Annotated in this window: 20 protein-coding genes and 1 pseudogene; 8 read left to right on the top strand and 13 right to left on the bottom strand. The window is 57.8% G+C overall.

The features are described from left to right. Positions 1 to 388: 388 nt before the first annotated feature. The gene (locus PMI27_RS30200; RefSeq protein ID WP_081757389.1) at positions 389 to 943 is read right to left on the bottom strand and encodes a TetR/AcrR family transcriptional regulator; all 555 of its coding nucleotides are present in this window, start codon (positions 941 to 943) and stop codon (positions 389 to 391) included. 126 nt (positions 944 to 1,069) lie between these two features. Here PMI27_RS30200 and PMI27_RS24980 point away from each other — a divergent pair, with 126 nt between their 5' ends. The 3 genes from PMI27_RS24980 (at position 1,070) to PMI27_RS24970 (ending at position 2,660) form a co-directional block, all read left to right on the top strand. Then, on the top strand, positions 1,070 to 1,699 hold the full coding sequence (locus tag PMI27_RS24980; RefSeq protein ID WP_008154191.1) for a DJ-1/PfpI family protein: 630 nt from the start codon (positions 1,070 to 1,072) through the stop codon (positions 1,697 to 1,699). A 26-nt stretch (positions 1,700 to 1,725) separates the two neighbouring features. Beyond that, entirely contained in the window at positions 1,726 to 2,253 is a 528-nt protein-coding gene (locus PMI27_RS24975) for a DUF2867 domain-containing protein (RefSeq protein ID WP_008154190.1), read from the top strand. Positions 2,254 to 2,444: 191 nt separating this feature from the next. After that, positions 2,445 to 2,660, top strand: coding sequence for a hypothetical protein (locus PMI27_RS24970; RefSeq protein WP_008154187.1), 216 nt, complete (start codon positions 2,445 to 2,447; stop codon positions 2,658 to 2,660). A gap of 224 nt (positions 2,661 to 2,884) precedes the next feature. On the opposite strand, the gene PMI27_RS24965 is transcribed toward PMI27_RS24970, so the two are convergent. The 12 genes from PMI27_RS24965 to PMI27_RS24910 form a co-directional block, all read right to left on the bottom strand. Then, on the bottom strand, positions 2,885 to 3,151 hold the full coding sequence (locus tag PMI27_RS24965; protein ID WP_008154185.1) for a FecR/PupR family sigma factor regulator: 267 nt from the start codon (positions 3,149 to 3,151) through the stop codon (positions 2,885 to 2,887). Between the two features lie 129 nt (positions 3,152 to 3,280). Next, positions 3,281 to 4,636, bottom strand: a complete 1,356-nt coding sequence (locus tag PMI27_RS24960) for an ATP-binding protein (protein WP_008154183.1) — start codon at positions 4,634 to 4,636, stop codon at positions 3,281 to 3,283. Beyond that, the gene (locus tag PMI27_RS24955) at positions 4,612 to 5,277 is read right to left on the bottom strand and encodes a response regulator transcription factor (protein ID WP_008154181.1); all 666 of its coding nucleotides are present in this window, start codon (positions 5,275 to 5,277) and stop codon (positions 4,612 to 4,614) included. The genes PMI27_RS24960 and PMI27_RS24955 overlap by 25 nt, the downstream gene beginning before the upstream one ends. Before the next feature lie 95 nt (positions 5,278 to 5,372). Further along, positions 5,373 to 5,810, bottom strand: coding sequence for a hypothetical protein (locus PMI27_RS24950; protein WP_008154179.1), 438 nt, complete (start codon positions 5,808 to 5,810; stop codon positions 5,373 to 5,375). Positions 5,811 to 5,838: 28 nt separating this feature from the next. Next, positions 5,839 to 6,603 carry a COG4705 family protein gene (locus PMI27_RS24945; RefSeq protein WP_008154177.1) on the bottom strand — a complete coding sequence of 255 codons (765 nt, stop codon included), beginning with the start codon at positions 6,601 to 6,603 and terminating at the stop codon, positions 5,839 to 5,841. Between the two features lie 226 nt (positions 6,604 to 6,829). After that, on the bottom strand, positions 6,830 to 7,588 hold the full coding sequence (locus PMI27_RS24940; RefSeq protein ID WP_008154174.1) for an ABC transporter ATP-binding protein: 759 nt from the start codon (positions 7,586 to 7,588) through the stop codon (positions 6,830 to 6,832). Beyond that, complete coding sequence (locus PMI27_RS24935) at positions 7,582 to 8,643, bottom strand: FecCD family ABC transporter permease (protein ID WP_008154172.1); 1,062 nt, start codon at positions 8,641 to 8,643, stop codon at positions 7,582 to 7,584. The genes PMI27_RS24940 and PMI27_RS24935 overlap by 7 nt, the downstream gene beginning before the upstream one ends. Continuing rightward, positions 8,640 to 9,827, bottom strand: coding sequence for an ABC transporter substrate-binding protein (locus PMI27_RS24930; RefSeq protein ID WP_008154170.1), 1,188 nt, complete (start codon positions 9,825 to 9,827; stop codon positions 8,640 to 8,642). Before PMI27_RS24930 ends, PMI27_RS24935 begins: the two co-directional genes overlap by 4 nt. A 64-nt stretch (positions 9,828 to 9,891) precedes the next feature. Next, positions 9,892 to 12,306 carry a TonB-dependent receptor gene (locus PMI27_RS24925; RefSeq protein WP_008154168.1) on the bottom strand — a complete coding sequence of 805 codons (2,415 nt, stop codon included), beginning with the start codon at positions 12,304 to 12,306 and terminating at the stop codon, positions 9,892 to 9,894. Between the two features lie 99 nt (positions 12,307 to 12,405). Continuing rightward, positions 12,406 to 13,383, bottom strand: a complete 978-nt coding sequence (locus PMI27_RS24920; RefSeq protein ID WP_008154166.1) for a FecR domain-containing protein — start codon at positions 13,381 to 13,383, stop codon at positions 12,406 to 12,408. Beyond that, on the bottom strand, positions 13,384 to 13,899 hold the full coding sequence (locus tag PMI27_RS24915; protein WP_008154164.1) for a sigma-70 family RNA polymerase sigma factor: 516 nt from the start codon (positions 13,897 to 13,899) through the stop codon (positions 13,384 to 13,386). Between the two features lie 91 nt (positions 13,900 to 13,990). After that, positions 13,991 to 15,235 carry an MFS transporter gene (locus PMI27_RS24910; protein ID WP_008154163.1) on the bottom strand — a complete coding sequence of 415 codons (1,245 nt, stop codon included), beginning with the start codon at positions 15,233 to 15,235 and terminating at the stop codon, positions 13,991 to 13,993. 191 nt (positions 15,236 to 15,426) lie between these two features. Here PMI27_RS24910 and PMI27_RS32385 point away from each other — a divergent pair, with 191 nt between their 5' ends. The 5 genes and pseudogenes from PMI27_RS32385 (at position 15,427) to PMI27_RS24890 (ending at position 18,655) form a co-directional block, all read left to right on the top strand. Beyond that, positions 15,427 to 15,750: an NAD-dependent epimerase/dehydratase family protein gene (locus PMI27_RS32385; RefSeq protein ID WP_443200776.1), complete on the top strand. Its 324-nt coding sequence runs from the start codon at positions 15,427 to 15,429 to the stop codon at positions 15,748 to 15,750. Beyond that, positions 15,708 to 15,821, top strand: a pseudogene (locus tag PMI27_RS32390) (NAD-dependent epimerase/dehydratase family protein); the annotation flags it as partial. The gene PMI27_RS32385 and the pseudogene PMI27_RS32390, both read left to right, overlap by 43 nt. Before the next feature lie 92 nt (positions 15,822 to 15,913). Further along, on the top strand, positions 15,914 to 16,657 hold the full coding sequence (locus PMI27_RS24900) for a glycosyltransferase family 2 protein (protein WP_008154159.1): 744 nt from the start codon (positions 15,914 to 15,916) through the stop codon (positions 16,655 to 16,657). Position 16,658: 1 nt separating this feature from the next. Continuing rightward, positions 16,659 to 16,952: a lipid-A-disaccharide synthase N-terminal domain-containing protein gene (locus tag PMI27_RS24895; RefSeq protein ID WP_008154156.1), complete on the top strand. Its 294-nt coding sequence runs from the start codon at positions 16,659 to 16,661 to the stop codon at positions 16,950 to 16,952. A gap of 236 nt (positions 16,953 to 17,188) precedes the next feature. After that, positions 17,189 to 18,655 carry an ArnT family glycosyltransferase gene (locus PMI27_RS24890; RefSeq protein WP_008154154.1) on the top strand — a complete coding sequence of 489 codons (1,467 nt, stop codon included), beginning with the start codon at positions 17,189 to 17,191 and terminating at the stop codon, positions 18,653 to 18,655. The last annotated feature ends 363 nt before the right edge of the window (positions 18,656 to 19,018 follow it).

Genomic DNA, 19,018 nt, shown 5'->3' on the forward strand with positions numbered 1-19,018 from the left:
GATAGCGGCCTCTGCGCGTGGCTGTAGAAAGCACTCGGTAGCGCGACTCGGACTTATGTTCTTCTCGTTCTTGACATGCCCTCCGAGCAAGTCCAAAAATGAGCCATTCCCACTGAGGGGATATTAAAAAACTTTTAGATTTCAATGGGTCGGTCACCAGATGCGAGTCTCGTTTCCCGCTCCAGGATTCACAAAAAACGCCACTCAATGAGTGGCGTTTTTTTGTGCGTGATATTTACACGAAGCGTTGAAAAGAGAGTAGGCGTACGGGGAATACGCCTTGTGCAGGGTATGCGTGTGGTGAAGGCCGTACTCAAGTTAGTGCCGTAGGCCAGTGGCATGGACAACGCGACGTCTATTTATTCAGTTACCCAATTTAGCTCACGACTTAGGCCCGCCACGGTGGAAGAGCCCCTTCGAAAAGTGAAAAGGCTCGATGCAGGAAACTGTTGAAGCGAGCGGCATCACGCCGAAGCCCTGCCTGTTGACCACCAATCAGGCACAGATGGGCCACCTGACCAATCACTTCTGCTTGGCCTGGCATAGGGACCAAGCGGCGGCATGTCCGTATCGCGAAGTCCAGTCGTCTTGTGTCAACACGCTGCTGAAACTCGCCTACCAACGGATCGTGCAGCGACCAGGCCCGGATGGAAACTTCCCGCCCAGGTTGTTTCTCCGCGGCAATACTCAAGTAGCGTTTCAAGGTTTCGCCCGCGCTACGACCCTGCGCCGCATAAGCGAGCATGCGCTCCGTGTAGTCTTCTTCCCAAGCGGCCAGCAAGGTGCGGACAAAGTCTTCGCGATTGCGGAAATGGTGATAGAACGATCCGCGGGTCACATTCAATCGGCGCGATAGACTCTCGGCCGAAACGCCAATATGTCCTATTTGGTCGAGGGCCTCAAAACCAGCAGCGATCCAATGGTTACGAGTTAGTTTTCTCACCAGTTATTTCGCTCCATATTTAGCGCCATACAGACTGTGTATGGTGCGCAACCGATTGATACGCTGCGAACACCAGCAAAGATGGCCGTTGCGTTTTGCACGCCAGCACTTTTCATGGAGCTCGCCTTGAAGAAAATCGTTCTGGTTGCTTTCGACCAATTCACTGATATCGACCTATTCCTGATGTGGGACATTTTAGGCCGCAACACTGAGGACTGGCACGTCCGAATAGTGGGTTCCAGCTCTATCGTGCGATCAGCGCACGGCCTGCCTGTTTCGGTGCACGGTCCGCTTTCCGAGGCCAATAGTGCCGACGCGGTATTGTTCGTCAGCGGCAAGGAAGGGATACCTGCTGCACTTGCCGCCCCAGATTTCCTGCCGTCGTTTGAACTTGACTCCAGACGCCAGCGAATCGGCTCCATATGCGCCGGAGCTTTCATTCTCGAACGGCTTGGGCTGCTCAGCGGCCAAGCAACTACACACCCGGATGCACGATCGAGCTTGCAAGCTCTGGGACTTGAGCCCGTGGACCAGCCTCTTGTATGCCAGGGGAACGTTGCAACCGCTGGCGGATGCCTTTCGGCGCTCTATCTGGTGGGATGGTTGGTTGAATCCTGGTTCGATGTCGACAAGCGCCGTGCGACGTTGCTCCCTGTTCTGCCAGCTGGCCAGAAAGAGCTCTATGATGCCTTGATCGGGCTCAGTATCCGACAAGGAGAAGTTGGCGCCTCGCGACATGGCAGGTCGTCTAATTAGTAGTTAGAACTCAGGAGAGATCCCCGATGCCCCGAGAATTTGAGCTCATTATGTCCGTGCCAGTCCCCACGAGGTCCGGCATCACCCACCTTTACAAGTCGATGAACCTAGCGGACGCTTTTGCGATTCGGCTCCCTGCGGGCACATCTACCAATCCAGATTTGCTAGCTCGATTCATCCTTTCCCACCAGCCATCCTGGATCGGATGGCTCTTGAAAGTCCGAGACATTATCGTTGCCTGTTTTGGTCTCAAGACAGCCAAACACTTGGCATCACTTGCTAATCGGATTGGAGCCTTCAAGGTCTACAGTACGAACCAGACTGAAATCGTGTTGGGGGAGGACGACAAGCACCTCGACTTCCGGATATCGGTTCTATGTTCTGCAGAGGCAGAACCAGAAGGCAGTCGCCAACTCGTTTTTTCAACTGTGGTCCAGTGCCACAACCGTCTAGGCCGGGCCTACATCTTCGTTATTGCCCCATTTCACCGCTTGGTTGTTAAGGCCAGCCTACTCCGTGCAGCGCGCGTCGGTTGGCCTCTGGCTTGCCCCTAAGGCTGAGAGCGCTGTGTGCCCCCTGAGGTCTAACCCTTCCATCGAAAGGCTGTGCTGGCAAGCCTGGCCAAGTCTCTCACGCTCTACGGCCATTTTTGTGAGTCCGTGAATTCAACCGAATTTGAGGAACTGAAACACGGACGTAATATTCGGGCAATACAATTCGCGGCAATGGAATAAAGGTGTAAGAGATGAATCGGCCATCACGAAGCATGCGCAAGTTGCTCGACTCAGTCGCCACCAACAACGAGATGGCGGCGCTTGATGTAATGCGCGCAACTGAGCAGATCAAGGACGAGTTGTTGCGCCAGCGGCTGCTCAATCTAATTCACCGGCTCAATCAGGACGCCAATGACTTGCGATTGGCGCGCGACGACATCCAGGGCGGCGCCATCAAATTAGCGTGACCGGCCGCCGGCGGGCCCAATGCAGCCGGTCCCTAAATCACTTCCTTCCCTGGCTTTATGTTGGACGCGACAGTTTTGATCGCGACGCCAGCACATAATCCAGACTCGGCGAGTCCGGCAACTCGGTTGCGTAATCGCAGGATTGCCTTCAGCGGGCCAACCCCGGAAGAGGGGGCGCGGTGAAACAGAACAGCAAGCATGCCGAAACTACTGAAGCCTTCAAGCTACATTCTGCGGGCGCCGTTACGCGGAGTCGAAAGGTCGGTCAGCAGTTTTTTCGATGTGCTTTGATTGTTCGGTAGTTCGTCGCTGAGGTCCCAGATCTCAAGCATTTTTGCGTACTCGAACGCGTGGCGAGGATCGTTCTGAACCCACCTCTGAAAGTCCAGACGTTCTTCGGTCGTACAGGTGTCATCATGCAAGCGCATACACCAATGGGCGGCTTGAGTGAGGATTTGTTCGTCCAGCGAGGAAGGATTAGGAGGCTTCATTGACAACTACCTGTAGGACCGGATAAGCCACTCTACGAGGCAGTTTGGTAAAAAAACGTCAAAAAGAAGTCGTAATTATTTTGGTAAATATCGTGAGTATGCGACTTGAAATCTGGCTCGAGCGGCGTGTCAGTGCTTGCCTGATTTCAACCATACCGAGACACATAGTCCGCTTTTTTTCATCTCGTCCGAGTAACTCAATCGAACGTGAACTCCCGTACGATCGGCTATCGCTTTGACGATCGACAAGCCCAGCCCAGAGCCCGCTTCATCAGTTCCCAGACATCGATAAAACGGATCGAACACTCGCGATTGTTCCTCTGCCGAGATGCCTGGGCCTGAGTCCTTGACCTGCAGGATTGCAGTCTCTTGCGCCAGCTCGACTGAAAGGTCGATCCGTCCACCATGGGGCGTGTAACGGATCGCATTGTCCACCAGATTCTTGACCAGGATTAACAGGTCCATTTCGTTGATGGTGACATGCACGTCCTCGATACTTTCAACGCCAATATCGATGTGTTTACGTTCTGCCAGCGGTAATAAATCTTCCAATACGCGGCGATAGACTTCATGGACTGAAACGGCCGTCTGTGGTCGGTCAGAGCTTGCTTGCGCGGTCGCCAGGGTCAACAGTTGATCAATCAGTTTTCTACCGCGCTCTATTCCCCGGGACAACGGCAACAGGCGCTCACGGGCCGGCCCCGGCATCTCGGTGGCGGCCAGTCGCTCAGCTTGCAGGGAAAGGGCTGTCATGGGCGAACGCAGTTCGTGGGCAGCGTCGGCGACGAAGCGACGCTGGTTTTCCATGGACTGCGCAACACGCGCGAGCAAGCGATTGATAGCCACGACGAAAGGCCGAATCTCGGTCGGCAAATGGCGCTCGTCGATAGGGTGCAGTGCCTGTTCATCGCGTCGATCGATGTCAGCCGAAAGGGCGGCAATCGGACGGAACAGTTTGCGCACCAGGTCGCCCACCACCAGCAATAGCACCGGAAACAGAATGAGAAACGGCAGCAAACTTCGCCAGGCGCTCTCGCGGGCTTCTTTGTCGCGGACGCCGGTTTCTTGAGCGACGACGATGCGTTCACCGCGGGCTGTGGTTCTGACCAGCACACGAAAGTCTTCGCCCGTGACATTTAAGGTCGAGAGGCCATCGGCCAGTGTGGTGGGGAAGGGCAGTGGTATCAGGGTGTCATCGTTGCCGATGGCTTTACTGCCATCGGCCAGGTATTGCACGATGACCCTGGATTCTTCATTGTCGCCATCGACTTCCTGGGACGCGGGATAGTGTAGGGACATCTGCTGCCGATCAAACAAGACGGCCACCTGGCGCAAGGTATCGTCCTGCATTTCGTGGGCCTCGTCGAACGCAGAGGCAAACGCAAAAATCCCGGCCAGCACCGCAACGATCAGGATGGCCAGCGATAGCGTCACGGACAGGCGTAGTTGTACCGAGTCCCTCAAACGCTTTTTGAAACCATCCATCCCATCCCCCTCACGTTCTTGATGACATGGCTTCCTAGCTTGCGCCGCAGGGCATGAATCAAAAACTCCACCGCGTTGCTTTCCACTTCATTGCCCCAACCATAGATGCGGTCTTCGAGTTCACTGCGCGAGAGAATTGCGCCTGGTCGAATCATCAATGCCTGCAGCAGGGCGAACTCACGACTGGACAATTGGATGTCGCGATTTTCTAAGGTGGTGGCTTGTTTGGCGATCAAGTCCAGCGACACTACGCCATTGTCCAGCACGGACAGGGCAGCGCCACCTTTACGGCGAAGCACGGCTCGTATACGGGCCAGCAGCTCCGCCATATCGAACGGTTTGAGCAGGTAGTCGTCAGCGCCACCGTCAAGGCCGCGCAAGCGATCACCCAGGTCGTCCCGTGCGGTGATGATCAGCAGTGGCACCGGGTTGTTGCGCGCGCGAATGCTGTCGAGTACATCCAGGCCATCCTTCCCGGGCAACCCAAGATCCAGTAGCACCAGGTCATAGTGTTGGGTGTCCAGCGTTGCAAGAGCGGTGAGACCGTTTTTCACCCAGTCAGTGGCATAACTCGCATCGTTCAGGGCGCCCTGGGTCGCTTCGCCAATCATCGGGTCGTCTTCAACCAGCAATATCCGCATTTGCCGCTCCAGAAAAAAGCGCGACCGTCATGACCGTCGCGCCTGTATTGAAGCATCTGTACAAATGTTTGTCCGTTGTGGGATCACCTTCGGGATCAGGATGTGCCCTTCATCGAATCGAAGGCCTTCAACAGCTCATCCATCATAGCCTTGCAGTCGTTCTGTTGCGGGTTACTGGCGCGCAAGGCATCGAGTGCGCGGTCGATCGCCTTGTCCACGACATGCCAGTCGCTGGCAGCGCGAGGTTTGATCCCGGCTTCGGCCGAGTCCCAAGTGGTTTCCAGATCCTTGATTCGGGCTTTCGCACCGGGCAGATCATTTTTGCCGACGAGCACGGCTACGTCGGCGGCTATGTTGCGGAACTCGGACAGATCCCCCAATTTTGAACCCGACTGGGTTTGAGTGCTCACCGAGCTTGAGGTCGTACCCGCATTGGGCTTGTCGGCAGGTTTCGAGCAACCGGCGGCGACGCTGAGCAAAAAAATGGATGAGACGATGGCAACGTGGCGAATGATGTTTTGAATCTGGCGCATGAAGATTCCTTAAATGACTTTTGGGCGTTTACTGAGTGACGGTTTTGCGATTGCCGACGCTGATTTGCGCGACCGCAACCAGAATGACAATGACGCACAGGAAGATGGCACTGGTCCAGGTGGCGCCCATTCCGAGACCGCCGTAGGTTTTGGCCTGGGTCAGCAAGTCGCCGAGGGAGGCGCCGAATGGACGGGTCAGGATGTAGGCGATCCAGAACGTCAGCACCATATTGCAGCCCATGCGCCAGGCCACCAGGGTGGCAGCGATCAGCGCACCGAAGATGACGGCACCGAGGGTGAAACCCAGGCCCAAGGCTTCGGTAGCCAGGTCACCGGCGGCGGTACCGAGGGCAAAGGTGCAGAGCACCGTGGCCCAATAAAACAACTCTCGTCGCGGCGTGACAATTTCGCGGATCGACACGTTGTGTTCGGTCCGGTACCAGACCAGGAAGTTAATCGCCAACAAAGCGGAAAATACTGCCGTACTGGTGTACAGACTGACGTCCAGTACGTCGGTCAAAATGTCGGTGATTTGTGTCCCGACGATGCTCACCAATACGACGGTCAACCAGTAAATCCAGGGCGTGTAGGCTTTGGTGCGCAATTGGTAGAACATCGCGATTGCCAGTAAAACCGCCATGCCGATACTGGTCGGGCCCGCGCCGAAGCCGGCATCGACGGCAAGAAAGTCAGCGCCAGTTTCACCCACGGTCGTTGACAAGATCTTGATCACCCAGAATGACAGCGTCACTTCGGGTACTTTATTGAGCCAGTCGGCTATTGCGGATTTCATAGGCGCGTAGCCTCTCCTGAGTAGCGCGAAATGTGCGCAGGGGAGAAGGTACGTAACGAAACTTAGCTGAGCCTGAGGGGCGGCAAATCGGTCGCCAGTTCATCTGGCGCCGCACGAATGTTTCGACCAAAGGCCTGAAAGATCTGCGCGGGAGGTTCTCAGTGCCTGCACGATCACTTACGCTTTGCGACGAAGAGGGCAGCATTCTCAGCATCCGATTGATTCATCATAAAACGATATCGTCGATCAGGATGTGGTGTTGCCCGCGACTGCATTTCTCGATCCGCGCCTCGACCTTATAGACGTTGCGAAGCATCCGTTCGGTAATCACCTCATGGCACGGACCGCTGCCTTGAGTTGTACCCTGCGCGATCACTAACACCTGGTCGGCAAAGCGCAGGGCCTGATTCAGGTCGTGAATCGCTATGAACACGATCACCTCGCGTTTACGAGCCAGCGCGCGCATGAAGTTCAGCACCTGTACCTGTCGATGCATGTCGAGTGCGCTGGTTGGTTCGTCCATCAATAGCACTTCCGGTTCGCGCACCAGGGTTTGTGCGATCGACACTAACTGCTGCTGACCGCCGCTGAGTTCTCCGAGGTTGCGGAAGGACAATTCGGTGATCCCGAGTGCGCCGAGAATCTCGTCCACCAATTTCAATTCATCGTCGTGGACAACCCAGCCGGGTGTCAGTTGTTTGCGCGCCAGCAGCACTGATTCGTAAACCGTCAGACGGGCGCTGGCATTCAGACCCTGAGGCATGTAGCTGATGCCCTGATGGCCCTTTTTCGCATCTTGCAGGATGACCTGGCCCGGCCCGTCGATCAGCCCGGCCATACGCTTGAACAACGTCGACTTTCCCGCCGCGTTGGGGCCGACCACCGCGACAACCTGACCGCCCATGAAGGCGGCAGTGGTGACGCCGGAAATGATTTCGCGCTGCCCGTAGCGGGCACCGAGGTTCTCAAGCTGGATCTTCACCATGAGTTTTTCTTCCCGCTGAGAATCAGAGATATGAAGAACGGCACGCCGATTAGTGACGTGACCACGCCGATTGGAAAAATGGCGCCGGGGATCAGGGTTTTGCTGACCACCGAACTGGCGGACAGAATCAACGAGCCAGTCAGCAATGAAGCCGGCAGGAAGAAGCGTTGATCTTCTCCAATCAGCATCCGCGCGATATGCGGGCCGACCAGCCCGATAAAACCGATGGTGCCGACAAAGGCCACCGGGAACGAGGCGAGCAGGCTGACCATGATCAGTGTCTGAAAACGCAAGCTGCGCACGTTGATCCCGAAACTCGCGGCCTTGTCATCACCCAAACGCAACGCGGTCAGAGCCCAGGCGCGTTTGGCAAAGATTGGCAGGGTGATGAAGATCACCAGGCAGATCACACCCAGTTTGGGCCAGGTGGCTTTGGTCAGGCTGCCCATCGTCCAGAACACCACGGCCGCGACGGCTTGCTCGGTGGCAAAAAACTGCACCAATGCCAGCAGTGCATTGAACGTGAATACCAAGGCAATGCCGAGCAGCACGATCGTTTCGGCCGTCACACCGCGACGCATGCTCAGGAAGTGGATCAGCAGCGCTGACAGCATGGCCATGATGAACGCGTTCACCGGCACCATGTACTGCGCCGCCAACGGGAACAACGCCACACCAAACGCCAGGCCCATCGCGGCGCCGAAACTGGCGGCGGCGGAAATGCCCAGCGTGAACGGGCTGGCCAGCGGGTTGTTGAGGATTGTCTGCATCTGTGCGCCCGCCAACGACAACGCCGCGCCGACTGCGACGGCCATCAGCGCGACCGGCAGACGGATTTCCCACATCACGACCCGTACTTGTGCCGAAGCGGTGTCTGGCGAAAACAGTGCGCCGAGCACTTCGCTGAGGCTGTAGCTAGCGGGTCCGAGGGCCAGATCAAGCAGGACACTGCACATCAGTAACACCACGAGCCCGCCAAGGATCAGGCGTTTTCGCAGCACCATTCGGCGGTAGGTGTCGCGCTGAACGACCATTGCTTCATTCAGTGAGCTCATGGTTTAGCCTCTGTCTTGCGCAGGCTGACGAAATAACCCGGTTCGTAAGGCACGGGCAGAAACCGCTCATGCAGCTCGCGAAACGAGGAGTCGGGGTCGAGGTCGGCAAACAGCGTCGGATGAAACCATTTCGCCAATTGCTGGATGGCCACGAACTGGTAGGGACTGTTGTAAAACTGGTGCCAGATGGCGTGAAACGCTTGGTCGTCCTGAGCCTTGATGCCCGCATAGGCAGGGCGTTGTGTGTACCACGCCAGTTTGTGCCTGGCTTGGGTCATGTCCGCAGCAGGGCCGACGGCGACCCAATGGCCACCGGGTGAAAAGGCTTCCCAGTTAGCGCTGGTGACGACGACATGGGCAGGGTTGGCGACGATGACTTGCTCGGGGTTCAACTGGCCGAACGTGGTGGGGATGATGCTTCTGGCGATGTTGTTGCCACCGGCCATGTCGACGAACAGGCCGAAGTTTTCATTGCCGAAACTCAGGCAGCAATCATCGGTGTAGCCACCGATGCGCTCGATGAATACGCTGGGGCGGGAAGGATGGTGGGCCTTGATGACGTCGGTGACGCGATGGATCTGTTGGTTGCGAAAGTCGATGAAAGCCTCGGCACGAGCCTCCTTGCCAAACAACTGGCCGAACAGGCGCATGGTCGGCTCGGTGTTTTGCATCGGGTTATTGCGAAAGTCGACGTAAACCACCGGAATGCCCAGCGCGTCGAGTTTCTCGATGTAGCGCGCATCTTCGGTGGCGTGTTGAGCCTCGATGTTCAGGATGATCACATCGGGTCGCTGGGAAATCGCTTGCTCGATGTCGAAGGTGCCGTCTTCAAATCCGCCGAAGGTCGGGATTTTGGCTATATCGGGAAATTTGCGCAGGTAGGCGCCGTAGGTGTCCGGGTCTGACTGGATCAAATCCTTGCGCCAGCCGACGATGCGCTCGATGGGGTTTTGCGTGTCCAGTGCGGCGACCAGGTACAACTGGCGGCCCTCACCGAGGATGACCCTTCTGACCGGAAGATGGACCTTGACCTTGCGCCCGAGCAGATCGGTTACCGTGCCGAGCGCGGGATCCGGATCGGCGGCGAGCGCATTGCGCGGCATCAGCGAAAGCAGCGACAGGCACACCAGCCCTGCGAACAGCAGTGCAACGTAAGTGAGGCGGTGTCGAAAAAGGGTAACCATGGTTTATGCCTTTGCAGAAGTCAGACCGGACAACGGCTCAAGTCGCCGCCCCGGACAGAAGGTTTCAGAAATCGATGGTGGCCGACAGCAGCAGGGTGCGTGGTGAACCTTGGGAGAACGCACCGTAGGAAGCGACGCCCGACCAATACTCGCGGTCGAGTACGTTTTGCACGGCGGCGCGCAATGTGGTTGGTCGTTCCGCGATGCGGGTGGCATAGCGCACACCGACATCGATGCGGGTCCAGGCATCGAGTGCCTGGGTGTTGGCCTGGTTCACGTACTGGCTGGCGGTGTAAATCGCCCCACTGGTCAACGTCAGGCCTTCGACTCCCGGGGTGTCCCACTCGACCCAAAGGTTGGCCTGAACGTCAGGGACGCCGACCGGTTTGTTGCCACGGTTGGCGGCAACGCCGGTTTTGGTCAGTTCACCATCGAGGAGGGTCACGCCACCGAGCAGGCGCGTGCCGTGGGCAATTTCACCAAACAGGTTCAGCTCCACGCCGCGGTTGCGCTGCTCGCCCTGTACCGAGAACACCCCGGACGACAGCTCGCCACTGGGTTTCTTGATCTGAAACAGTGCCAGTGTGGACGTGAAGCTGCCGTAGTCGATCTTGACCCCGACTTCCTGTTGTCGGGACACGTAGGGTGAAAAAATCTCGCCTGCGTTCGAGGCGGCGGACGGCGCAATGTCACCCTTGCTCAAGCCTTCGATGTAGTTGTAATAGAACGCTACGTGGTCCCAGGGTTTGGCGACGACGCCGAACATCGGTGTGGTATCGCTTTTGTCGTAGGAGGTGGTGACTGCCCCGGCCGCGTTGTAGTTGTCGGACTTGATGTTCTGCTTGCGCACGCCGACGGTGACTTGCAAGCGTTCGTCCAGCACCGACAGGGTGTCGGCGAGGGCGACGCCTGACAGTTCGCTCTCGGAAATTTTCGGCGTATCCGGTGTGGCGATGGAAGGTTTTTGACGGTCCACAGGGTGGTAGATGTTTGACAGCAGGGCCGGGCCGGAAATGATCCCCCGGGATAATTCATCGCGATAGCGGGTGACTTGCAGGGCTGTGCTGTGACTGACTGGCCCGGTGTCGAAGCGCAGGCGGGCACCGGCGTCGACCGTGTAACGCTGGACTTCGAATTTGTAGTAGCCGGGGATTGAAGAGGTGTCGCCGGCAGCGTTGATGATGGTCGGGGTTTGATCGGACATGCGCGCGACATCCGATTTGCCGCCGCCAGCGTGGGCGAAAACGGTCAGGGCATCATTGAGGTCGTACTCACCACCGAGCAACGCCGACTTGTCACGGGTTTCGGCCCACCCCCATTCCTGGCTGACACTGGTACGGCCGTTGGCGGCAGAGGGAATCGGTACACCGGGGGCGATCAGAAAGGGACGCGACGCGGCGTTGAATTGTTCTTTCTGGCTGATCAGATCCAGCGTGGTCCGCAGACGATCGCCCTGATAGTCCAGGGAGATGGCGCCGACGTCGACCTCCCGGGATTGCTTGTCGATTGCCGTGTCGCCTTGCTGGACACTGCCGTTGATCCGTACACCGAAGCGGCGTTCCTCGCCAAAGCGCCGACTGATGTCGAGGTGGCCACCCAGTTGCGTATTCAGGGCGTAACGGGCGGTGAACCGGCTCAGGTCCTCGTCCAGTGAACGCTTGGGAACCACGTTGATCACGCCGCCGACAGCGCTGTTGGGTGACATGCCATAGAGCAGGGCGCCAGGACCTTTGACCACTTCGATGCGTTCGGCGTACTCGGTGAACACCCGGTAGTTGGACGCCACACCGTAAACGCCGTCGAACGCCAGCTCACCGAGATTGCCTTCGCCGACGGGAAAGCCACGGATGAAGAACGAGTCGACAATCCCTCCCGCCTGGCCCGTGGAGCGCACCGAAGAGTCACGCTCCAGCACATCGCCCACGGTGACCGCCTGTTGATCCTTGATCAGCGCCGAGGTGTAGGTGCTGATGCTGAATGGCGCGTCCATCACATCCCTGTTGCCCAGTATTCCGAGTCGCGCGCCGCTGGCGACCTGACCGCCCGGGTACACGGTCGGCAAGCTGTCGGTACGTCGGTCGGTGCCATCGACTGCGGTTTCCGGCAGGGTCACCTGGCGAAGCACTAGCGTGTAGCTGCCGTCGTTGCGCGCAACCATTTCCAGGCCACTGCCGGCCAGTAAGCGCGTGACCGCTTCCTGCGTGGAGTAAGTGCCCCAAAGCCCCGGACTGGTCAGGCCTTCGGTGATCGAGGGCTGAAACGACAATGCGATGTCGGCGTCCACGGCAAAGCTCGACAGGGTTGCGCCGAGCGGGCCGGAGGCGATGTTATAAGCACGGACCACCGTAGCGTCCAGTTGCGCCGGTTCGGCGGCCAAAGCAAGCGGGCAGGCGGCACTGGCCAGGGCAAGGCTGAGCAACACTCTGCGGATAACGGGCTTGAGCTGACGATCCGGACGCAGGGGCCGTGCAACGAGCATGAATGGATGACCCTATGGACGAGGTGAAAAGGTTGTTCCTTTCTTTGCCAGTTGAGATCAAAAAAAGTATCACCTGCGCAGCGATTTTTTTGCGTGAGGTCAAGCCGCAGAGAGCGTCACCCAGTAACCGCTCAAGTGGCCGGTGACGAGCACCGGGTAGGTTTGGGTCAGCATGTTCAACGTGCGTTGGGTATCACTGATGGGGAAGGCGCCGGAAATACGCAGATCGGCAATCGCCGGATCGCAACGTACGAAGCCTCTGCGATAGCGCGTCAGTTCGGCGACGAAATCCGCCAGACGCATTTTGTCGGCCATCAGCATGCCTCGGGTCCAGGCACCGGCGTAGCGATCGCTCGGGCTCAGTTGGCCAAAGGTCTGTGATGAAAAATCGGTGCGTTGCCCGGCATTGACGATGATCGGCGTTGCCTCACGGCTATCTGCCAATTCAACCCTCACGGCGCCGTCCAGTACCGCGAGATGGGTACGCGGCTGTTGTTCGCGAACCGTAAACCGTGTGCCCAACGCCTGCATCCGGCCCTGGCGTGTGCCGACCAGAAAGGGGCGGGGCAGCGGTGAAATATCTGGCGCGGTCTGCACCAGGATTTCACCTTCGCGCAAGTTGATGAGCCGCTGATTGGCGTCGAACAGCACGTCGATGGCTGTGTCGGTATTGAGGGTGATGTGCGAACCGTCAGCCAGGGTCAGCTCGCGCCGCTGGCCAACGGCCGTCCGGTAGTCGGCCGACCATTGCTGCGATTCCACCAGCTTCCAGCTGCCCCACCCGGCGGGGAGCACTGCCAGCAGCATGGCCAGTTTCCCCAGTGCCATGCGGCGTTCGGGATTGCTCGGGCGGTCCAGTGCCGACATCGCCAGCGACGGTGGCAATCCGCCGAGCTTGCGTTGCAGCAGTTGCGCGCGGGACCAGGCCCGATCACGCTCGGGGCTACTGACTTTCCAGCATTCCCATTGCGCGCGTTCGGTGTCGCTGAGGTCGTTTTCACTCAGGCGCATCAACCACTCGGCGGCCTCTTCGAGGACTTTGGGGTCGAGCGGTGGCTCATGGCGACGTGTGAGCATTCATTCCACCAGCATCAGGCACTGCACGAAAGCCTGTTTCATGTAGCGCTTGACGGTGATCAGAGAGACGTTCAGTTGCCCGGCGATATCGTCGTACTTCAGCCCGCCGATCTGCGACAGCAAAAACGCACGCTTGACCAGCGGGGGGAGGGTGTCGAGCATCGCGTCGATCTCGTGCAGCGTTTCCAGCACCATGAAGTGCAATTCGGCCGAAGGCACTTCCTGGGCGGGCAGATGCGCGAGTGCGTCCAGGTAGGCGCGTTCCAGGGCCTTGCGCTGATACCAATTGATCAGAATGCCCTTGGCTACGCAGGTCAGGTAGGCCCGGGGCTGGTCGATGGTCGTGACCTGGGAGGCGAGGATGCGGGTGAAGGTGTCCTGCGCCAGATCTGCCGCATCCATGGCGTTACCCAGTTTTTTCTTGAGCGTGGCGTACAGCCAGCCGTGATGGCCGCTGTACAGTGCCTCGATCACGCGCAGATGATTGTCGTTATTCGCGGAAAGGGTTTCGCTCATGGCTGCAGGTTTTTTGCAATTGAGAAGTATTCCCAATGCTAATTGACAACAAGCCTGTGACGCAAGCGTGATTCAGCATCCTGCTCTTGAGTCAGTCGCCGGGTGGCGCCTGGCCAGGCTGCATGACCACCGGCCAGTAACGCAGGGCGACGATGGGAATCAGCGCAACCGTATAGGCCAGGCAAACAAACAGGTAGGTGTACTGCAAACCATAGACCTGGCTAAGCAGGCCACCCGCCGAGATGCCCGCGATCGACGCGAATTGCGCGGTGCCTTGTGCAATCCCCAACACATGGCCCTGTTGCGAGTTGTCGGCGGTTTTCGAGATCAAGGCCATCAGCACGGGCGTGGTGGCACCCAGCAGCACTCCCCAGATGAAATAGGCGATGACAAACACGAACGCGTTGCGTGTGACACCTGCCACGGCGGTCAGGGCGATGAATCCGATGACGACGTAAGTGACGCGTTGCAGGGTTTCCTGCTGGGTGAGGTGCTCGAAGTACCTTGACCACGCCGTTGCCGAAACAATGAAACCCAATGCCAGCAAGCCGTAACACAGGCCGACGACCGAGTTGCTGACGTCGAACACCGAGCGGACATACAGCGAGAACGAGGTCTGCGGAAGCGTCCGCGCCAACAGCAAAATGCCCATGACGCTCAGCAGCGACAACAGCGCAGAACTTTGCCAGACGCTGTCGGTGCGGCCAGCCGCAGCAGGGGTGTTGGCGGCTGTTGTTTTCTTCACCGGTGGCACATCTGGCAACGTCATCGCCGCCACTACGGTACACATTGCACACAGTGCCGAGGCGATGATGTTGATCCAGAAGAACGTCGCATAGTCGAGGATCAGACCGCCGACCACCGCGCCGAGCAATGAACCGACGTTAGTCGATATCTGCAGGATCGCGAACAGCCGCGCCCGCCGGGAAGGTGCTTCGATACTGACACCATAAGCTTGTGCCGGGGCGATGTACCCGGCGAAGGCGCCTTGCAGAAAACGCAGGATCAGGATGACCCAGATGTCGCCGGACAGCGCCAGCCCAAGCTGGGTCAACGACAAACCGGCGAGGGCGCGGATCATCATCAACTTGTGGCCGTACCGGTCGCCGATACGCCCCCAAAAGGCACTGGTCAGAATAATACCCAGCATCGGCCCGACGTAGACGGCGATACTGGCGAAACTGAATACCGATTCAGAAGAGGTCAGCCCACGCAGGTGGACGGGCCAGAATGGGCCGCTCATTTCCATCGCACCCATGGAGATGAGCTGGATCGTGAATAGAAGATAAATCAGAATTCTTACGCTCGAACCCTGGACGGGACCTGCATGGGGCATGAGTCAGCCTCGGTAGTTAAACGGCAACAAACGGGTTCGTTAAGGTGGCCTCCTGAAACCTGTTCTGCTCTAAAACGCATTATTTAAAGTTTTTTTTCGCTATTACCTTTGCCGCTCACAAATTTTTCATTTCGTTTTGATTATAAGCCTCCGCAGGTACAGAAGAGCCTTGCAAACAAGCAGAGTGATTTATGGAAGTGACCGTTGTTAGTAACGACTATGTCGGCTTGGTAGAAGCGTGTCGTCGGATGTGTGGCAAGGATGTTAACGCTAGTCGTGTTGCCGGTGGAAACGCCGCCATTGTGCTTTCTGAATTCATTGACGTCGACCGCCGCAATTTCGAGTTCCAGTTGCTGGATGTGGTCGACAAAGAAGCACTGCTGGGTTTGTTTGCTGAAAATGAGTTCGAACACGTTGTCCACCCGGCAGCCCAAGCCGGTGTGCGCTATTCGATCGATCATCCTGACACCTGCCGATGTCGTTCTATGCCGCGACCAAGCGCGCCAATGAATTGATGGCCCACGCTTACTCCCCTCTCTATGGCATTCCCGTTACCGGTTTGCGGTTCTTTACCGTGTATGGGCCTTAGGGCCGGCGGCGTGCAGTGTTTTGTCGATTGGTACCGCAACTATTACGGCGTCTAGCCGCTCACACCTCAGTTTTTTTTACGGAAATGTCATGCAAGAAACGCCTTATGTGTCGGTCCTGATTCCGGCAAAAAACGAAGCCGGTAACCTCATTCCACTTCTGGAGGAAGTGCGTGTAGCGCTGGCCGACGAGACCTTTGAAGTCATAGTGGTTGACGATGGCAGCACCGATGCCACAGCCACCGAATTACGGACATTACAAGGTAATGGCTACAGTCAGTTGCGGGTGCTCAGTCATGCTCGTTCCCTCGGGCAGAGCACCTCGATTTACCACGCTGCTGAAGTGGCACGTGGGCATTGGTTGGCAACCCTTGATGGCGATGGTCAGAACGATCCAGCCGATCTAACGAAAATGCTCGATTTGGTCCGTGGTTCGGAGGGTAAACCCGGCGGGGTCAAACTGGTGGCGGGTCACCGCGTGAACCGCCGGGACACGGCGAGCAAACGCTGGGCTTCGCGATTTGCCAACAAGCTGCGCAGTCGCCTGCTGAAAGACCAAACGCCCGATACCGGTTGCGGCATCAAATTGATTGAACGGGAGGCGTTTCTGCGCTTGCCGTATTTCGATCACATGCACCGTTTTATTCCTGCGCTGATCCGTCGTCACAACGGCCGAATGTTGATTCAACCAGTGAACCACCGTGAGCGCGGTGCAGGGGTTTCCAACTACGGAAACCTCGACCGGGCCCTTGTGGGCATAGTTGATTTGTTCGGGGTGTGGTGGCTGATAAAACGCACCCGCCTGGAAGTCAACGCCCAAGAAACTGAGGTCTGACATGGGCAGAGAAACTTTGTGGTTGGCCGTTGGTTTCGTTGGCCAGTTGGCTTTTACCGGGCGTTTTGTCTTGCAGTGGCTATACAGCGAATACAAAAAACGCAGCATGATCCCTGTTGGATTCTGGTACCTGAGTATCGTCGGCAGTGCGCTGTTGTTGGCGTACGCAATCTACCGCGAAGACCCGGTTTTCATAGTCGGCCAGTCCTTCGGTTTTATTGTGTACCTGCGCAATTTGCAATTGATTGCAAAACATCGTGAGCAGGAAAGCCACGAGCTGGAAAAAAAGGACTGAATCGGTGCGGATACGACTATCTACTTCGCGGTTAGAGCAATTGGCTTACGCAGACAAACCTCCACTTTTCATGTGGGCGGTGGCGCTATTCGTGCAACTTGCCCATCTGCCAAAAGTAGCCCTGTACTTGCCCGCGCTATTGGCGAGTGCCGTTGTTATTAGTTCACGAAAACACGATGAGCCCGTTGAGCAGACTCACGCATTCTCGTGCATCTTGGGGAAGGAGTGAGGCGCGTATGAGAACTGAAGGCGAGGCGTTCCGGCCGATGCAAGCGGCGCGGCGCGCGCTGGATTGGCCAACTCTGGGCGTGGCAGTGTTGCTCCTGCTGCTGTTTTACTGGGGACTGGGGAGTTTGCCGTTCCTGAGCGTCAATGAAGCCCGGCGCGCCGTGACGACACGGGAAATGCACGAGGCTGGCCAATGGCTGTTGCCGTACATGAACGGCGAGTTGTACCTGTCCAAACCACCGTTGTTCTATTGGCTGGCCCTGGTCAGCACGTCACTGCTGGGCAGCCTCTCCGAATGGAGCGTGCGCCTGCCTTCGGCGCTGTTTGCGACGCTGTGTTGTCTGACCTTGTATCGCCAGGCTTGTGCATTCGCCGGGCGACAAGTGGCGTTGCTGGCTGTGGTGTTCCTGGCGGCGAATGCCGGGTTCAGCCTGTTTGCCCGCCGGGCGGAAATAGAAATGCCTTTGACCGGCCTGTGTCTGCTGGCGCTGTTTTGCGCATGGCGCTTTCTGTTCGCGCAAGGCGGTCGCGGCTGGGTCTGGCTCAGTTACGGGCTGCTCGGCTGTGCCTTGCTGACCAAGGGGCCGGTCTGCCTGTTGTGGGTGACCGCACCGATACTGGTCTATGCGTTGATCAGCCGCGATCGTCTGGCCCGAGCTTTTCTGTGTGACAGCTGGGGCTGGATGCTTGCGGTGCTGGTCGGGATATCCTGGTATCTGGCGGTGTCCCTGCAGGAGGGCTGGAGCGTCTGGTCGGCCATCCTCAACGAAGACATCGTCAAGAAAATCAATGGCCAGGGGGCAGAAGCCTGGTACGCCTATCTGTTGTATCTGAGTGGGGATTTCTTTCCCTTCTGGCTGATACTACTGGTGCGGCCGCGGCAACTCTGGCACGCCATCCGCCTGAGCCCGCAGCTGACCCTGTTGCTGTGCTGCATTCTGGTGCCGCTGCTGCTGTTCTCGCTGTTCACCGAGAAGCACGCCAAATACCTGTTGCCTATCTACCCGGCCATCGCCCTGCTGTTGGCCTGGCGCTGGAGCCAACTGCTGACCCAGGCCCGGCACCCTTGGCAGCGCTGGAGTCTGCGCATTGTTCCGGCCGTGGTACTGGCGGGCTACACGCTGTTCTACTTGGGTCTTGAAGGGCGGGTGTTTGCCCATCGGATCGAAGGATTTGCGCAGATAAAAGCCGCCACCGATGCGTACCCAAACTTCCCGGCCTATAGCTTGGGAACTGCGGACATTCGCCTGGTCTATTACATGGGGCGGCCCGTCAGTTCGATCACCGAGTCGCAAGCCAGCAGCGTAGCCCATACGCCGGGCCTGCTGTTTGTCCAGGAACCGCTTCCTGCGGCATTGCAAGCCCTGGCGCCTTGCACCCTGACGCGGATCGAGTCGTACCTGAAACCCAAACGTTCGGCCGTGTTGCTCGGGCTAGGCTCTTTTTGCGCTAATCAGGGCCAGATCAAGCCTTGAATCTGCGTCATTGAAGCTCTGCATGACTGGATGTTGGCCCAGCGTGATCTTGTGCCCAACAGATCGGCAACATGAGCTTGATCCAGTCTGCGCGCCTCAACAGTGAGAACATCACCAAGCAATAGCTTCCGCCACTAGTCGCCCCGCACCGGTCTATCGATGCGGGGGCTGAAGCTGCAGATTTCGTTGCATCGTTTCCGCGCAGCCGCCATGGCTTTAGCAGTACGGTTCGGCTCTCCCGACGGATTCGGTAAACGACCGAGCCTGCATTCAGCATTCTCGTGATGACCCATCCAATAGCTACAGTGCGGCCGAACGCCCACTGGATTTACATTCCTTGCGCTGAGTAATCCGCCCTCTGAA

The sequence above is a fragment of the Pseudomonas sp. GM41(2012) genome (assembly GCF_000282315.2).
GTDB lineage: Bacteria > Pseudomonadota > Gammaproteobacteria > Pseudomonadales > Pseudomonadaceae > Aquipseudomonas.

Coding starts and splice junctions, on each gene's coding strand:
- PMI27_RS24975 (WP_008154190.1), top strand. CDS start 1,726: ATGCCCCGAGAATTTGAGCTCATTATGTCCGTGCCAGTCCCCACGAGG.
- PMI27_RS24970 (WP_008154187.1), top strand. CDS start 2,445: ATGAATCGGCCATCACGAAGCATGCGCAAGTTGCTCGACTCAGTCGCC.
- PMI27_RS24965 (WP_008154185.1), bottom strand. CDS start 3,151: ATGAAGCCTCCTAATCCTTCCTCGCTGGACGAACAAATCCTCACTCAA.
- PMI27_RS24960 (WP_008154183.1), bottom strand. CDS start 4,636: ATGGATGGTTTCAAAAAGCGTTTGAGGGACTCGGTACAACTACGCCTG.
- PMI27_RS24955 (WP_008154181.1), bottom strand. CDS start 5,277: ATGCGGATATTGCTGGTTGAAGACGACCCGATGATTGGCGAAGCGACC.
- PMI27_RS24950 (WP_008154179.1), bottom strand. CDS start 5,810: ATGCGCCAGATTCAAAACATCATTCGCCACGTTGCCATCGTCTCATCC.
- PMI27_RS24945 (WP_008154177.1), bottom strand. CDS start 6,603: ATGAAATCCGCAATAGCCGACTGGCTCAATAAAGTACCCGAAGTGACG.
- PMI27_RS24940 (WP_008154174.1), bottom strand. CDS start 7,588: ATGGTGAAGATCCAGCTTGAGAACCTCGGTGCCCGCTACGGGCAGCGC.
- PMI27_RS24935 (WP_008154172.1), bottom strand. CDS start 8,643: ATGAGCTCACTGAATGAAGCAATGGTCGTTCAGCGCGACACCTACCGC.
- PMI27_RS24930 (WP_008154170.1), bottom strand. CDS start 9,827: ATGGTTACCCTTTTTCGACACCGCCTCACTTACGTTGCACTGCTGTTC.
- PMI27_RS24925 (WP_008154168.1), bottom strand. CDS start 12,306: ATGCTCGTTGCACGGCCCCTGCGTCCGGATCGTCAGCTCAAGCCCGTT.
- PMI27_RS24920 (WP_008154166.1), bottom strand. CDS start 13,383: ATGCTCACACGTCGCCATGAGCCACCGCTCGACCCCAAAGTCCTCGAA.
- PMI27_RS24915 (WP_008154164.1), bottom strand. CDS start 13,899: ATGAGCGAAACCCTTTCCGCGAATAACGACAATCATCTGCGCGTGATC.
- PMI27_RS24910 (WP_008154163.1), bottom strand. CDS start 15,235: ATGCCCCATGCAGGTCCCGTCCAGGGTTCGAGCGTAAGAATTCTGATT.
- PMI27_RS32385 (WP_443200776.1), top strand. CDS start 15,427: ATGGAAGTGACCGTTGTTAGTAACGACTATGTCGGCTTGGTAGAAGCG.
- PMI27_RS24900 (WP_008154159.1), top strand. CDS start 15,914: ATGCAAGAAACGCCTTATGTGTCGGTCCTGATTCCGGCAAAAAACGAA.
- PMI27_RS24895 (WP_008154156.1), top strand. CDS start 16,659: ATGGGCAGAGAAACTTTGTGGTTGGCCGTTGGTTTCGTTGGCCAGTTG.
- PMI27_RS24890 (WP_008154154.1), top strand. CDS start 17,189: ATGAGAACTGAAGGCGAGGCGTTCCGGCCGATGCAAGCGGCGCGGCGC.